Consider the following 15,694-nt stretch of genomic DNA (forward strand, 5'->3'; position numbering starts at 1 on the left):
TGTCCATCATGTGCCAACGAGTGCGTGGCGTCATCGCTGCAGATCAAATTCGTCACAAAAAGTGGGGGATAACGCAGAGCGTAATGATGTTAACATCATGCTCGGGGCCAGAAAGGCCCCGGTAGATTACTGCATCGCTGCACGTACGCGCAGCAAATCTTCAGGCGTATCGACGCCCACGCTGGGTACTGCCTGGGCAACATCGACATGAATTTTTTCGCCATACCAAAGCACTCGCAGCTGTTCAAGCAGTTCGATTTGCTCCAGTTGGCTTGGTTCCCAAGTCACGTAACGGCGGATAAAACCGGCGCGATAGGCATACAGCCCAATGTGGCGCAGGAACGCATTCCCGATAATTTCACGAGAAGTTGCAAATTGCTCACGATCCCAGGGGATGGTTGCACGTGAAAAATAAAGTGCGTAACCCTGCGCATCCATCACCACTTTAACCGCATTTGGATTGAAAGCTTCTTCGGCCGTCTCAATTGGCACGGCAAGCGTCGCCATGCCTGCGGATGATTTCGTCAGATTATTGGCCACCTGACGAATAATCACCGGGGGGATCATTGGCTCATCGCCCTGTACGTTCACCACCACCGTCTCATCCGAAAAAGCATAATGCTCAATAACCTCTGCAAGCCGCTCGGTGCCTGAGTGATGATCGACACGCGTCATGCAAACTTCTCCACCTGCAGCTCTCACCGCCGCCGCAACATCCACGTGATCGGTAGCGACAATCACCCGATCGGCGCCGGATTCCATTGCTCGTTCCATAACATGAACCACCATCGGCTTACCATGAATATCAACCAGTGGTTTACCCGGCAGGCGAGTGGAGGCGAAGCGGGCAGGAATAATAGCAACAAAACTCATGGATTCGTCTCTTCCATTGTCATTGTGCGAGCTTCAACCTCCAGCAACACTGGAATACCATCACGTACCGGATAAGCCAAGCCATCCGGCTTACAAATTAATTCCTGCTGCTCTTTGTTGTAATACAACTTGCCGTTACAAACCGGGCAAGCAACGATTTCAAGTAAACGGTGATCCATGGTTCCTCCGTAATGGACCCAGTTCGTCAGAAGGCAAAGCATAACATAGGCGAGCATCGGAAAGTTATTGCCCGCAATGCACCAGGACAAGAAAACAACCGCACTACTCTTTTTCTGGATTAACAATGCGCCATTGCCGACTGCCGTGCGTGAAAAACGCATCGGGTGCATAATCAATACAAACGCGCTCCGCGCCCTGCCATTGGGCGAAGCGGGTTATCACCTGGCAGATATCCCTCACCAGCACAGATGTCACTTTTATCCCTTCCTCTATCCATAGCCCTTTGATTAGCAGAATTTTTTCTTTGCGGTGCATTTTTGCATCCAGCCGACCTTTTAATGCACCACGATGTAAAATTGGCAGTACAAAGTAACCAAATTTTCGCTTTGATTCTGGAGTGTAACATTCAAGGCGATAATCAAAATCAAACAGTTCCAGTGCCCGACGCCGATGCCACACTACCGGGTCAAACGGTGACAAAATCGTACTATGCGTGGCACGAAGCGGTTTATCCAACAACGGAAGCAGGCTGTGATGCAAATACATCTTCCCTGCTTTTTCAACATTGGCCACAATCACCTCACCACTCTCCAGCCATTTCGCAAGGGTGGCGGCGATCGGGGCACGCTTCAGGCGATAATAATCCGCCAGCCATTCAGCCTTAAAGATGCCAAGACTCTCTGCACTGTTGTATAACATTTGCTGTACTGCATCCTGTTCGCTCAAGCTATGCAAAACATCATTCCAGTCAGGAAGCACGCGCGTACGCAGATCGTACACCCTCTGGAAATTGCGCCGCTCACTGACCATTAACTCCCCGGCGGTGAACAGATTTTCCAGGTGTCGCTTATAGGGTTTCCATGCCCACCATCCGTTTTTTTGTGCTGTGGTCGTGGAAAAATCAGCGGATCTGACCGGCCCCTTCGCTTCTATATGCTCCAGTAGCGCCTTAATTTCTGCGCTATGTTGCTTAACCCAATCGGTATTATATTTCCAGCCCTGGCTAGCAGGATTCAGCATGCGATGCCGCAGCAGAGCAAAATCGCCTGTTGGAATGAGACAGGCCTCATGTGCCCAGTATTCAAATACCTTACCTTCTTTTAATACCTGCTCGAGCCAAGCTTCGGGATAGGCGCCTAAGCGACTGAACAGGACTAAATAAGGACTACGTGCCACTACATGAATGGTATCGATTTGCAACAGTGACATTTGACGAATTGCGGCCAGAATATCCGGATACTGTGCTTTTTCAGGGGGTGACCGGAGCAGAGATTGTGCGGCGAGATGAAGATGACGCGCGCTGGCCAATGAAAGTTCGAGTGTTGACATCGTTCATCCCATTGCAAGCTGCGTTGTTCTGCTTTCTCCGGTAACAATATGCATTTTGTTACCGGAGGCAAGGCATGTTAAGCAGGCAACGCGTTTAGTGTGATCTTTCGCTTATGGCCTGACTGAGCGATGACAATACTTTCAAGCACATAATGTTTTGATTTGTGAGATCAGTGATGCGGCAGCGCCGTCAGAAAACGCTGCATCAACAGGCACATACCACCAATTTTCATGCGCAAAATGATGGCATTTCACAGCATCTTTTTCTGTCATCAGCAGCACCTCCTTGTGGGGGGTGAGTGCGGCAAGCTCTGCCTCACTCAACGTTTGATGATCGGCAAAAGCAACCTTTTTAATACACCTGACACCTTGCTGCTCTAAAGTCGCAAAGAAACGTGGTGGATGACCAATGCCGGCCATTGCCACTGCCGGTGTTAATTCACTCAGCGGTTTAGCTTCACGTGTTTTAAGGTTGATGGCTGCCCGTGGTTGCAGTTGCATAGCAAGTTCTCCCGATTTTGCTCGCCCGCCATTCACGATAACGGCATTAACATTTTTTAACCGCCCTGCACGCTCCCGCATAGGACCCGCGGGAAGCCACCAGCCGTTGCCGAAACGCCGTTGCCCATCCACGACCACAATTTCAAAATCACGCGCCAGTGCGTAGTGCTGTAAACCATCATCGGTGATGATGACATCAACCTTACCGCTAGCCTGTAGCACTTTAACGGCATCGCTTCGTATTGGTGATACCGCTACGGGCACGCCTGTACGCTGAAAAATGAGCACGGGCTCATCGCCTGCTTGCGCCGTTGTCGTTTCGCTATCAAGCAGTAAAGGATACTTCGCTCCTTTACCGCCATATCCCCGTGAAACCACCCCAGCCCGTATGCCTTCCTGCTTTAAACGCTCAACCAACCACACCACTACCGGCGTTTTACCATTGCCGCCAGCGGTCAAATTCCCCACGACGACGACCGGCAGCGAGGCTCGCCAGACGCTGCGAAAACCTGACTGATAACTTAAGCGAATGAGATTACTGATTAGCCCGTAAAGCCAGCTAAGAGGCAGTAACAGCAAATAAAGCGGCGAACGCCCGCTCCAGATACGCTCAATCATTGACCAAACTGCATCTTGTGGAGCTGAGCATAGGCACCGCGCATGCTGAGTAACGCTTCATGAGTTCCGCGCTCGACAATATAACCATCTTCTACAACGACAATTTCATCCGCTTTTTCGATTGTGGATAAACGGTGGGCGATGACCAGTGAAGTACGGTTTTTCTGCAGCTCATCCAGTGCTGACTGGATTGCACGCTCGGATTCAGTATCCAGTGCGGAAGTCGCCTCATCCAGAATCAGGATTGGGCAATCACGCAGCAGCGCGCGAGCAATGGCAATACGCTGGCGCTGACCGCCGGAAAGCAGTACGCCATTTTCACCAATGACAGTATCCAGGCCATTGTCCATTTTTTTGATGAAATCCATCGCGTGAGCCATGATGGCAGCCTGCTCAATTTCTTCGCGGCTATACTCTTCGCTGCGGGCATAGGCAATATTATTGGCGATGGTGTCGTTAAACAGATGCACATTTTGTGACACCAGAGCAACCTGGCTACGCAATGAAGAGAGCGTGTATTCCCGCAGATCACAGCCATCCATTAAGATTTCACCTTGCTGAATATCGTAAAAACGGGTCAACAAACTGGCCATGGTTGATTTTCCTGAGCCTGAACGCCCGACAAGTGCAATGGTTTTACCTGCAGGAATCGTCAGGTTGATATCACGGAGCGCGGGCGTGTCCCGGCCAGGGTAAGTAAAGGTCACATTGCGGAACTCAATATCGCCCTTAGCGCGTTCGATTTCACGCTTGCCGGTATCGACTTCCTGCTCACTATCCAGAATAGAGAACAACGTCTGGCATGCTGCCATACCACGCTGGAACTGGGCATTGACATTAGTCAGCGACTTTAGTGGTCGCATCAATGCAATCATTGAGGAGAAAACCACCGTAATGGTCCCGGCCGTTAAGGTTGCCATCACGCTAGGGAAACTGGCTGCATACAGAACAAATGCCAATGCTAAAGAGGCGATTAACTGGATAATCGGATCGGATATTGATGAGGCAGAAACCAGCTTCATACCTTGCTGACGCATTCTGTTGCTCACCTGGGCAAAGCGATTGCTTTCAACCTCCTGCCCACCAAAGATCAATACCTCTTTGTGGCCTTTGAGCATTTGCTCAGCGCTGGTTGTCACCTGCCCCATGGTGTTCTGCATATTTTTGCTTATATTGCGAAAGCGTTTTGATACCAGGCGGATAGCGAAAGAAACAACGGGTGCTAGCACGATCAGAATTAGCGACAGCTGCCAGCTATACCAAAACATCATGATGAATAAGCCTATGATCGAGGCACCCTCACGTACAACCGTTACCAGTGCACTTGAAGATGAAGAGGCGACTTGCTCCGAATCATAGGTTATCCGCGACAGCAACGTGCCTGTGGATTGCTGATCGAAGAAGGCGACAGGCATGCCCATCATGTGGCTGAACAGGTTACGGCGCATGTTCATAACAACATTACCCGACACCCATGAGATACAGTAACTGGAGATGTAGCTCGTCACACCGCGGATCAGCATAAGGCCAATGACGGCCAAAGGCATCCAGATAAGTACGGATTTATCCGCTTTCCCAAAACCGTCATCGAGTAAAGGTTTCAGCAGTGACAACATTAGAGTATCGCCAGCCGCGTTGATGATCAGCGCTATTGCTGCCACCATCAACCCCGTCTTGTGTGGCGCGATCATCGGCCAGAGGCGACGGAATGTTTGCCATGTCGAGAGATCTTTATCTTGATGCATTATATAACCAGCATTGTTTGAAATAGCCGCTCATTCTACCTGGATTCCCTGGGTACGCCAAACCACTGATGATACCAACGTGGCAATATTTGCTCTCTCATCCCCATAACCTGCCATTTTTCGTTGAAAAAACGAACGCTTAATTGTCCTGAAAGTGCAGTATCACGCCATTGATAGTCATTTTCCTCGTAACGATGAATAATTTTTTTTGCTGGCAACTTCCAGGCGTTAAAGCGCGCAACCGATGCCAAAGCAACCTTCCCTTTCACAGCACGTAGTAACGGTGCAGAGGAAGACGTTCGACTTCCGTGATGCGGTACCTGGATGATGTCAGCCTGCAATAGTGATCGATACTTTGCCATGAGTTTTAGTTCTGCCGCCGCTTCCAGATCGCCTGTTAATAAAACCCGATGTTTCCCGTCATCAATCAATACAACGCAAGAGTCATTGTTGCCTCGGCGTACACCCAGCGCTTCAGGCCAGAGTACGCGGAACTGTAACCCTTGCCATTGCCATTTCTCTCCCTCAATACAAGGCAAATGCTCGTCACGCAGCAGTGCGCTTCGAACACGTAGCCGAGGGTAGGCACGCTGTATACTCTCCAGCCCACCAGTATGATCAAGGTGATCGTGACTGAGGATTACTTGCTGCGGCTCAATCCCCTGCCATCGTAACCAGGGCACGATCACCCTCTCACCGATATCGCCCGACGGCCAACGATTCCCTGTATCATAAAGAATCGCTTTATTTTCACGCGAAATGACCAGCGCCAGCCCATGCCCAACATCCAGCATATCAATACGCCAATCGGGTTTTGGCAACTGATACCTCCAGTAAAACGAAACCAGTACCAGACTGCCAAGCGTGATCGGAGCGCTATGCCACCAGCTAAAACGTAGCGCAGCCAGTAGTAGCCAGCAAAATACGCTGAGAATGGCCCCATCGTGATTTATCGCAATCCATCCCGCAGGAAGAGCCTGTAACCCCGTAAAGATCACCGCAATCGAACGATCAGCCAGCCACCAAAGTAAGGGTCCCACAGGAGAAACCGGCAGCAGTATAGCGGTAAGAATGAGGGGGACCGTGATAAAGGTGACAACAGGAATAGCAAACATATTGGCGATCAGCGCGGTCAAACTGACGCCATGAAAAAGGTAAACCTGTATAGGCATCAATAAAAGCATGATACCAATTTGCAGATGTGCAAGTTGAAGCAGGAACCAGCGTTTTTTAAAGGCAAGGGCTTTAGGTAGGGGAAACCACTGATACCAAACTAGTAGCGAGGCCACGGCTAACGCCGAAAGCCATAAACTGTCGGAAATAATTGTTAGCGGCTCGAATAGCAGAATTCCTCCAATGCACAGGCTCCAGACCTGCCAGCTATTGCAGTTCATACCGGACAAGCGAATTATTCCCCATATTGATAGTGCTGCCATTGCACGTACCGAGGGAGGATTATTACCCGCCAGCCATGCATACCCCGCAGCCGCCAGCAAACTGACGATAAAAGGAAAACGGTATCCCAGCCACACCGCGGGGAAAAAAAATTGTATACCCCGCGCCGCCATCCAACCCAGTACGGCAGCAAGTCCGATATGCATGCCTGAAATCGCCATCAGATGCGCAGTCCCCGTTTCACGCAACAGCTGATTTTGCCGCGTGGTAACGTCACTACGCTCACCAAAGGCCAGTGCGGTAAGGATGCTATGCCAAGGGCGATGCTGGTATTGCGCCTGTGCCTTCGTGATAATTCTTTGTCGCCAGCCACAATAGGCGCTGAGTTGTTTCGCCTCCACGATTCGCCCAGTAAGTGGGCTATTTCTGGCAAGGCTGAAACGCTGGCGGTCAAACTCGCCTTCATTCAAGCGTGCGTGGATGGGCCGCAAACGCAACGTCATTAACCAACGCTGTCCAGCGCACAGTTCAGCGTCAAGCCGTACATTATTTAATGTTACGTAAAGGGGAGGAAAAATAATGCGCTGGTTGACCCGGATTAAACGTACAGACATTCGCTCGTTGTCTTTCGTGAAGCTACCGAGCTTTACCTCCGCGACGATTGGCTGACGGGTCAGCGCTGTAATTGAGGTCAGAACCTGCTGTGCTGAAGTTGCTGACCATATAAACATCATCAGGCAAAGCGCTAACGACCGGCTGATTTGCCATGGTGTTAACCATAACAGCACTACGGCAATAGCCAGCAGACACATCTGCTGCTCAGTAGGTAAGACAGGCAGGACGCTTATCGGTAAAGTACCGAGGATAATGCTCAATGATAGCTGCGTGAAAGTTGTTGCCATTGCGCAATCCCTGCAGTGATAACGTTTCAGCAAGGGTGACAAAAATAGCTCAGGTAAACATCCACCGCCGCACTATTATACGGGCCGTATTCAGAAGAAAAAATGCAATGCCGCGCTGTGGACACGCATGATGCGAGAAGCAGCGCAAAAAAAAACGACACCTGAGTGTCGTTTTTATTTCCGCTTAGCGGCTGCTTAACCGTAGATATTTGCTCGGTCGCGCAACTCTTTACCTGGTTTGAAGTGGGGAACGTATTTACCTTCCAGATCCACTTTGTCACCCGTTTTAGGGTTACGACCAGTACGAGGCGCACGATAATGCAAAGAAAAGCTGCCGAATCCCCGGATTTCAATGCGCTCGCCTTCAGCCAACGTGGTGGCCATGTGCTCAAGCATCTCTTTAACCGCATCCTCAACGACTTTCGCCTGAATATGAGTCTGCTGGCCGGCAAGTCTTTCAATCAGTTCTGACTTGGTCATAAATCCTCCGGTTAATCCCTAATGGAAAAGGTCTGACAGCTAACTACCGATTTTGGGTGGCTTACACCACCCAATACGCAGGACGATTACTCGCCTTTCGCAGCTTTGAATGCTTCAGCCATAGCGTTAGAGAAGTTGGTAGTCTCTTCCTGTTTGTTGTTAACAGTAGCGATAGCATCTTTCTCGTCAGCTTCGTCTTTTGCACGAACAGACAGGCTTACAACGCGGTTTTTACGATCAACACCAGTGAATTTGGCTTCAACATCGTCGCCAACGTTCAGTACCAGAGTTGCGTCTTCAACGCGGTCACGTGAAGCTTCAGAAGCACGCAGGTAGCCTTCAACGCCATCAGCTAATTCAACTGTAGCACCTTTGGCATCAACTGCAGTGACTTTACCGTTAACAATTGCACCTTTCTTGTTCAGAGAGATGTAGTTGTTGAACGGATCTTCTGCCAGTTGCTTAACGCCCAAGGAGATGCGTTCGCGCTCTGCGTCAACCTGCAGAACCACAGCTGCGATTTCGTCGCCTTTCTTGTATTCACGAACGGCTTCTTCTCCGGTTGCGTTCCAGGAGATATCAGACAGGTGAACCAGGCCGTCGATGCCGCCGTCCAGGCCAATGAAGATACCGAAGTCAGTGATAGACTTGATTTTACCTTCAACGCGGTCGCCCTTGTTGTGGGTTTCTGCAAACTGCTGCCATGGGTTAGATTTGCACTGCTTCAGACCCAGGGAGATACGACGACGTTCTTCGTCGATATCCAGAACCATCACTTCCACGACATCACCAACGTTAACAACTTTGGATGGGTGGATGTTTTTGTTGGTCCAATCCATTTCTGAAACGTGTACCAGACCTTCAACGCCCTCTTCGATTTCAACGAAGCAGCCGTAATCAGTCAGGTTGGTAACACGACCAGTCAGTTTGGTCCCTTCTGGATAACGCTTAGCAATAGCAACCCATGGATCTTCGCCCAGTTGCTTCAGACCCAGAGAAACACGGGTACGCTCACGGTCGAATTTCAGAACTTTGACATTGATTTCATCGCCAACATTGACGATTTCGCTTGGATGCTTAACGCGTTTCCATGCCATGTCAGTGATGTGCAGCAAGCCGTCAACACCACCCAAATCAACGAATGCACCGTAGTCAGTGAGGTTCTTAACGATACCTTTAACTTCCATGCCTTCCTGCAGGTTTTCCAGCAGCTGATCGCGCTCTGCGCTGTTCTCAGATTCGATAACCGCACGGCGGGAAACAACAACGTTGTTACGCTTCTGGTCAAGCTTGATAACTTTGAACTCAAGCTCTTTACCTTCGAGGTGCAGTGTGTCACGAACCGGACGAACGTCAACCAGTGAACCTGGCAGGAACGCACGAATACCGTTCAGCTCAACAGTGAAGCCACCTTTAACTTTGCCGTTGATAATACCGACCACAGTTTCAGCTTCTTCGTAAGCTTTTTCCAGCGTGATCCAAGCTTCGTGACGTTTAGCTTTTTCACGGGACAGCAGGGTCTCACCGAAGCCGTCTTCTACTGCATCCAGAGCAACGTCAACTTCGTCACCAACCTGGATTTCCAGTTCACCGGCTGCGTTTTTGAACTGCTCTGCAGGAATTGCAGATTCAGATTTCAGGCCCGCATCAACCAGAACAACGTCTTTGTCAATAGAGACAACAACGCCACGAACGATGGAACCCGGGCGGGTTTCGATTGTTTTTAAGGATTCTTCAAATAGTTGAGCAAAAGATTCAGTCATATTGATAATCTTATGGATTCTTCAATTTAACGTCCACCTGACATCCTGACGGGTGGGGTTGTTTCACATGCCCCATGACGTCCATATCACAGGGTTCTAAAAACGTTGCGACTAAGCCTGCGGCAAAGCGAGCTTCTCGCGAGCATATTGTAGTGCTTTTTCGATTACCTGCTCGATACTCATACTGGTTGAATCCAGAATCAGAGCATCTTCTGCGGGCCTCAGAGGCGCAATGGCCCGATTACGGTCGCGATCGTCGCGTTCTTTTATCTCAGATAAAAGGCGCTCAAAGTTAACACTAAAGCCACTTTCCTGCAACTGTAGCATACGTCGGTGTGCACGCTCTTCGGAGCTGGCATCTAAAAAGATTTTTACTGGCGCATCAGCAAAAACCACCGTCCCCATATCCCGACCATCAGCAATTAAGCCGGGCGCGTCGCGGAATGCACGCTGGCGCCGCAGGAGAGCCTCACGTACGCGGGGAAACGCCGCCACTTTAGACGCAGTATTACTCACGTTTTGGCTACGGATTTCGGCAGACACATCTTCGCCTTCCAAAATCACCTTCATAACGCCGTCGGTGGATAAAAAACGCACATCTAAATGTGCTGCAATCGGCACAAGAGCCTCTTCCGATTCGATGTCCACCTGATGGTGCAGCGCAGCGAGGGCTAAAACACGGTATATCGCGCCCGAATCCAGCAGATGCCACTGCAGCGCTTCAGCCATTGCTTTGCACAGCGTGCCTTTACCCGCACCACTTGGACCATCAATGGTGATTACCGGGGCTATTGCCGTCATCTTTTTCTCCTGTCGCTATAAATCTCATGGCTATCTGCATGACAGCCAAATATCGCCGCGCATTATACGCTGCTATAGGGCCGATAGTTACCCTTAAGCATAGACTTGTATGAAATAATCGGCAGATTCAGATGAGTTCGCGGTAGGGAAGCAAATAAGGTTGTTCAAAAACGTCAACCGTCGCGGGTGGAACCACGACGGTTTGAGTATTTAAACCTGCTGACTAATGCGTGCTAACTGTTCAAAATAATCCGGGAAGGTTTTTGCCGTGCATTTTGGATCGAGAATGGTGACCGGTGTTGCAGAAAGTGCCACTAACGAAAAGCACATTGCCATACGGTGATCATTATAGGTACCGATCTCAGCGTATTTAATCGTCTCTGGGGGCGTAACACGGATATAGTCGTGCCCCTCTTCTACTTCAGCACCAACCTTACGCAATTCAGTCGCCATTGCAGCTAAGCGATCGGTTTCTTTGACACGCCAGTTATAAATATTGCGCATCACCGTGGTACCTTTTGCAAACAGAGCAACTGTTGCAATCGTCATCGCGGCATCAGGAATATGGTTCATATCAAGATCGATGGCATTCAGTTCGCCACGCTGGCAGGCGATATAATCATCCCCCCATTCAATGACTGCGCCCATTTTCTCCAGCACGTCTGCAAAACGAATATCGCCCTGGACGCTATTGCGGCCGATCCCGGTAACGCGTACGGTGCCACCCTTGATTGCCGCTGCGGCAAGAAAATAGGAGGCAGAAGAGGCATCCCCTTCAACAAGATAATCACCCGGTGACTGGTATTGCTGTCTACCGCGGATGTGGAATGTCTTATAATCATAGTTATCGACATTCACACCAAAGGATTTCATTAAATGCAGCGTGATATCAATATAGGGTTTCGAAACCAGATCCCCTTTAATGACAATCGTTGTATCCCTTGGGGCCAGAGGGGCAGTCATTAATAACGCCGTGAGAAACTGGCTGGAGACACTGCCATCTACGGTAACTTCACCACCGCTAAAGCCGCCTTTAATACGCACTGGCGGATAATCCGCTTGCTCAAGATAATCTACCCCAGCCCCCCCCTGGCGCAGCGCATCCACCAGGTGCCCAATGGGACGCTCTTTCATGCGCGGTTCACCGGTCAGTACAATATCATTCGCCCCCAGGCAGAGTGCGGCAGCCAGTGGGCGCATAGCCGTGCCGGCATTACCTAAAAACAGTTCCAGTGGTTTATCAGCATGCAATGGACCGCCATGGCCGGTCACTTCGCAAAAAGTACGATCGTCGGAAAGCGTATAGGTTACCCCAAGCGCGCTCAGCGCGTTGAGCATATGTTTTACGTCATCGCTATCCAGCAAATTCGTCAGGCGAGTGGTCCCCTGAGCCAGTGCGGCGAGCAGTAGTGCCCGATTTGAAACGCTTTTAGAGCCGGGTAAATTAACGGTGCCGTCAACACGCGAAATGGGTTGTAACGTCAGGGATTCCTGCATCCGAAGCCTATTCTCCATATAACAATTGCACTCCAGCCATAATGTTTAAAGTGGCATAACACTGTGGCAGAAGAGCATCAGACCGATTTACCGATGAAGTAACAAACCTCGCAGCAGGCGAGGTTTGCTTCATTAGCCAGTGATTTAACAGTTATTAGCCACGGCGGCGCTCAAAATCCGCCATAAAATCCGTCAGCGCCTGCACACCTTCCAGCGGCATCGCATTGTAAATGGAAGCACGCATACCGCCAACAACACGATGCCCTTTCAGTGCATGCAATCCTGCCGCAAAGGACTCTTCAAGAAAGAGCTTGTCCAGGCTGGCATCAGCCAGTTGGAATGGCACATTCATGCGTGAACGATTCGCCACTGCAACATCGTTGCGATAAAAATCACTGTTATCAATAATTCCATACAGCAGGTCAGATTTTTGCTGGTTGTGTTTATCAATTTCACCCACCCCGCCCTGCTCTTTTAGCCACTTAAAGACCAGACCAGAGAGGTACCAGGCAAACGTTGGCGGTGTGTTAAACATCGAATCATTTTCTGCAAGCACGCGATAGTCGAGGATTGATGGCGTTTCCTGGCGGGCTTTGCCCAGCAAATCTTCACGGACAATCACCAATGTCAGACCAGCTGGACCAATATTTTTCTGCGCGCCAGCGTAGATCACGCCATAACGCTCCACATCAATTGGGTGGGAAAGGATAGAGGAGGAAAAATCGGCAACCACGACTTTCTCTCCAAAATCAGGTTCTTCGTGAATCGCGATACCGTCGATGGTTTCATTTGGGCAGTAATGCACATAAGCAGCATCATCGCTTAGCTGCCAGCGGTTCATCGAGGTAACGCCACGCAGACCATCAATAGTGGTTTTTGCGTCGATCACATTCGGCGCGCAGTATTTAACAGCCTCTTTTACCGCGCTTTGTGCCCAATAGCCGCCGTCAACATAGTCAGCAGTTTTTGCCAGCCCTAACAAATTGAGTGGCACAGCAGCAAACTGCGCGCGCGCGCCGCCGTGACAGAATAAAACTTTATAATTGGAGGGGATTTTCAGCAGATCACGAAAATCTTTTTCTGCCTCTTCTGCAACCTGGATAAATTCTTTACTGCGATGACTTATTTCCATCACAGAGGTCCCTAAACCTTGCCAGTTGCGCAATTCTTGTTCTGCACGACGAAGCACTTCAACCGGCAGCATCGCTGGACCGGAGCTAAAATTGAAAACCTGAGTCATTTCCCCTCACCACTGTCAAATCTAACGATTATGCATCTTCCATTCCCACCGCTAAATTCAGGCTATAGCAACGCTACGAATCCCCGAGAGTCAGTTCGTGAAAACGACACCAGGATAAACAATAAACCTGTAAACAACAGATCTAAACGTTTTATGCTGCATCCCTGAAACGGATAAAACCAGGAAGAGCCGGATAACGTAGCCAGCGCGCAGGAAACCTGAAGTATGGCGGATGTATCGGTTTTATCACTGCACACCGGTGGCTGCAATCATTTATCGGCTACAGATCACATTTTTGCCCTCTGTCTCGCAACAGCTTGTAAGGCAATTGCAACATACAACGATATTTTGTGGTGTGCTTCCGACATCCATTATTCCCGAGGGCATAATGACCTTGAAAATAGCATAATAGGCAGCAGGAATATTCATGTAACCGGATAGCGAACAAAGCATAAAACCCGTATCATTGCGCGCTTTAAGGCCATCATTAAATAGTGGGCAACATGACTCAAACTTACATCCCAGGTAAAGATGCCGCGCTGGAAGATTCCATCGCACGCTTTCAGCAAAAACTGCAGGATCTTGGTTTTAATATTGAAGAAGCCTCCTGGCTGAATCCGGTACCACATGTTTGGTCAGTGCATATTCGCGACCGAGATTGCCCACTCTGTTTTACAAATGGTAAAGGGGCCAGCAAAAAAGCAGCATTGGCCTCCGCGCTGGGTGAATATTTTGAGCGCCTTTCAACCAACTACTTTTTTGCCGACTTCTGGCTCGGTGAATCTATCGCCGGCGGCGATTTCGTTCACTACCCCAATGAAAAATGGTTCCCGCTCACGGACGATGAAAGTTTGCCTGCGGGCATTCTTGATGCGCGTTTACGGCAGTTCTACGATCCGGAAAACGAACTGAGCGCCAGCGATTTGATTGATCTTCAGTCGGGTAATGCCGATCGGGGTATCTGTGCACTGCCGTTTACCCGCCAATCTGATAATCAGACTGTCTACATTCCCATGAATATTATTGGCAACCTGTACGTTTCGAATGGGATGTCTGCAGGGAATACCGCGAATGAAGCGCGTGTTCAGGGGCTATCAGAAGTTTTCGAACGCTATATCAAAAACCGTATTATTGCCGAATCCATCAGCCTCCCCACCATTCCGCAAGAAGTGCTCAGTCGCTATCCCGGCGTAGTTGAAGCCATTAATCGACTGGAAGCTGAAGGCTTTCCTATTTTTGCGTACGATGCTTCTTTGGGGGGGAAATATCCGGTTATCTGCGTCGTGTTATTCAATCCCGCTAACGGGACCTGCTTTGCTTCTTTTGGGGCGCATCCCGATTTCGGCGTTGCCCTTGAGCGTACCGTAACCGAGCTCCTCCAGGGACGCGGCCTCAAGGATTTGGACGTTTTCACACCGCCAACGTTTGATGATGAAGAAGTGGCTGAGCATGCTAACCTGGAAACACATTTCATCGATTCAAGTGGCCTTATTTCATGGGATATGTTCAAAGACGATGCCGATTATGCGTTTGTTGACTGGCGTTTTGATGGCTCAACTGAAGAAGAATTTGCCACTTTAATGGCGATCTTCAAAGCTGAGGATAAAGAAGTCTACATCGCTGATTATCAGCATCTGGATGTCTATGCCTGCCGCATTATTGTGCCTGGCATGTCTGATATTTATCCTGCGGAAGATCTGCTCCTTGCCAATAACAACATGGGCAGCACATTGCGCGAGACGCTGCTCTCCTTGCCTGCCAGCCAATGGGAAAAAGAGAATTACCTCGCCCTTATCGCGCAGTTAGATGAAGAGGGACACGATGATTTTACCCGTGTCCGTGAACTACTCGGCATCGCAACGGGTAAAAATACTGGCTGGTATACTTTGCGCATCGGTGAATTAAAGGCAATGTTGGCGTTAGCTGGTGGCGATCTCGAGCAGGCGTTAATCTGGACCGAGTGGACCATGGAATTTAACAGTTCGATCTTTACGCCAGAGCGTGCAAATTATTACCGTTGTCTGCAAACATTATTGCTGCTTTCTCAGGAAGAAGAGCGCGATCCTCTGCAGTATCACAATGCTTTCATGCGGATGTATGGCAGCGATGCCTTAGAAGCCGCCTCTGCCGCTATCAGTGGTGAAGCGCCTTTCAATGGGTTACAGGCTGTCGACAGCGATCTTCAGGCCTTCCCGGCTCACCAGGCTCTTCTCGCAGCTTACGAAAAGTTACAGAGAGCCAAGCGGCAGTACTGGAAATAAAAAAGAAGCCATCGACCAACGTAAAGTTATTGTTTGCGTAGGTTGCAGAAGCAATGAGGTTCATGGATGAGCCTCATCTTTCAGGACACAAGGTTGCGCTGAAGTCCCC

12 protein-coding genes are annotated in these 15,694 nt (G+C 49.8%); 1 reads left to right on the plus strand and 11 read right to left on the minus strand.

Annotated elements, in window-relative coordinates:
• Positions 1-126 precede the first annotated feature (126 nt).
• The 11 genes from kdsB to serC all read right to left on the minus strand — a co-directional run bounded on the left by kdsB (position 127) and on the right by serC (position 13,324).
• Positions 127-873, minus strand: a complete 747-nt coding sequence (kdsB, locus tag J1C60_RS11305; RefSeq protein ID WP_128177652.1) for a 3-deoxy-manno-octulosonate cytidylyltransferase — start codon at positions 871-873, stop codon at positions 127-129.
• Positions 870-1,052, minus strand: a complete 183-nt coding sequence (locus J1C60_RS11310) for a Trm112 family protein (RefSeq protein WP_128177653.1) — start codon at positions 1,050-1,052, stop codon at positions 870-872. The genes kdsB and J1C60_RS11310 overlap by 4 nt, the downstream gene beginning before the upstream one ends.
• Before the next feature lie 103 nt (positions 1,053-1,155).
• Complete coding sequence (locus J1C60_RS11315; protein ID WP_128177654.1) at positions 1,156-2,382, minus strand: winged helix-turn-helix domain-containing protein; 1,227 nt, start codon at positions 2,380-2,382, stop codon at positions 1,156-1,158.
• A gap of 141 nt (positions 2,383-2,523) precedes the next feature.
• Positions 2,524-3,501: a tetraacyldisaccharide 4'-kinase gene (gene lpxK, locus J1C60_RS11320; protein WP_128177655.1), complete on the minus strand. Its 978-nt coding sequence runs from the start codon at positions 3,499-3,501 to the stop codon at positions 2,524-2,526.
• Positions 3,498-5,246: a lipid A ABC transporter ATP-binding protein/permease MsbA gene (gene msbA / locus J1C60_RS11325; RefSeq protein ID WP_128177657.1), complete on the minus strand. Its 1,749-nt coding sequence runs from the start codon at positions 5,244-5,246 to the stop codon at positions 3,498-3,500. The genes lpxK and msbA overlap by 4 nt, the downstream gene beginning before the upstream one ends.
• A gap of 35 nt (positions 5,247-5,281) precedes the next feature.
• Complete coding sequence (locus tag J1C60_RS11330) at positions 5,282-7,543, minus strand: ComEC family protein (RefSeq protein ID WP_128177659.1); 2,262 nt, start codon at positions 7,541-7,543, stop codon at positions 5,282-5,284.
• Between the two features lie 195 nt (positions 7,544-7,738).
• Entirely contained in the window at positions 7,739-8,023 is a 285-nt protein-coding gene (ihfB, locus tag J1C60_RS11335; RefSeq protein WP_128177661.1) for an integration host factor subunit beta, read from the minus strand.
• 86 nt (positions 8,024-8,109) lie between these two features.
• A complete protein-coding gene (gene rpsA, locus J1C60_RS11340; RefSeq protein ID WP_128177662.1) occupies positions 8,110-9,786 on the minus strand; it encodes a 30S ribosomal protein S1 in 1,677 nt (558 codons plus the stop codon).
• Between the two features lie 111 nt (positions 9,787-9,897).
• Positions 9,898-10,587, minus strand: coding sequence for a (d)CMP kinase (gene cmk / locus J1C60_RS11345; protein WP_128177664.1), 690 nt, complete (start codon positions 10,585-10,587; stop codon positions 9,898-9,900).
• A gap of 210 nt (positions 10,588-10,797) precedes the next feature.
• Positions 10,798-12,084 carry a 3-phosphoshikimate 1-carboxyvinyltransferase gene (gene aroA / locus J1C60_RS11350; RefSeq protein ID WP_128177997.1) on the minus strand — a complete coding sequence of 429 codons (1,287 nt, stop codon included), beginning with the start codon at positions 12,082-12,084 and terminating at the stop codon, positions 10,798-10,800.
• A 154-nt stretch (positions 12,085-12,238) separates the two neighbouring features.
• Complete coding sequence (gene serC / locus J1C60_RS11355; protein WP_128177665.1) at positions 12,239-13,324, minus strand: 3-phosphoserine/phosphohydroxythreonine transaminase; 1,086 nt, start codon at positions 13,322-13,324, stop codon at positions 12,239-12,241.
• Between the two features lie 503 nt (positions 13,325-13,827).
• On the opposite strand from serC, the gene ycaO reads away from it, so the two are divergent.
• On the plus strand, positions 13,828-15,585 hold the full coding sequence (gene ycaO, locus J1C60_RS11360) for a 30S ribosomal protein S12 methylthiotransferase accessory factor YcaO (RefSeq protein WP_128177667.1): 1,758 nt from the start codon (positions 13,828-13,830) through the stop codon (positions 15,583-15,585).
• The last annotated feature ends 109 nt before the right edge of the window (positions 15,586-15,694 follow it).

The organism is [Pantoea] beijingensis (assembly GCF_022647505.1).
Lineage (GTDB): Bacteria > Pseudomonadota > Gammaproteobacteria > Enterobacterales > Enterobacteriaceae > Erwinia > Erwinia beijingensis.

Coding starts and splice junctions, on each gene's coding strand:
- J1C60_RS11315 (WP_128177654.1), bottom strand. CDS start 2,382: ATGTCAACACTCGAACTTTCATTGGCCAGCGCGCGTCATCTTCATCTC.
- msbA (WP_128177657.1), bottom strand. CDS start 5,246: ATGCATCAAGATAAAGATCTCTCGACATGGCAAACATTCCGTCGCCTC.
- ihfB (WP_128177661.1), bottom strand. CDS start 8,023: ATGACCAAGTCAGAACTGATTGAAAGACTTGCCGGCCAGCAGACTCAT.
- serC (WP_128177665.1), bottom strand. CDS start 13,324: ATGACTCAGGTTTTCAATTTTAGCTCCGGTCCAGCGATGCTGCCGGTT.
- lpxK (WP_128177655.1), bottom strand. CDS start 3,501: ATGATTGAGCGTATCTGGAGCGGGCGTTCGCCGCTTTATTTGCTGTTA.
- cmk (WP_128177664.1), bottom strand. CDS start 10,587: ATGACGGCAATAGCCCCGGTAATCACCATTGATGGTCCAAGTGGTGCG.
- J1C60_RS11310 (WP_128177653.1), bottom strand. CDS start 1,052: ATGGATCACCGTTTACTTGAAATCGTTGCTTGCCCGGTTTGTAACGGC.
- J1C60_RS11330 (WP_128177659.1), bottom strand. CDS start 7,543: ATGGCAACAACTTTCACGCAGCTATCATTGAGCATTATCCTCGGTACT.
- aroA (WP_128177997.1), bottom strand. CDS start 12,084: ATGCAGGAATCCCTGACGTTACAACCCATTTCGCGTGTTGACGGCACC.
- rpsA (WP_128177662.1), bottom strand. CDS start 9,786: ATGACTGAATCTTTTGCTCAACTATTTGAAGAATCCTTAAAAACAATC.
- ycaO (WP_128177667.1), top strand. CDS start 13,828: ATGACTCAAACTTACATCCCAGGTAAAGATGCCGCGCTGGAAGATTCC.
- kdsB (WP_128177652.1), bottom strand. CDS start 873: ATGAGTTTTGTTGCTATTATTCCTGCCCGCTTCGCCTCCACTCGCCTG.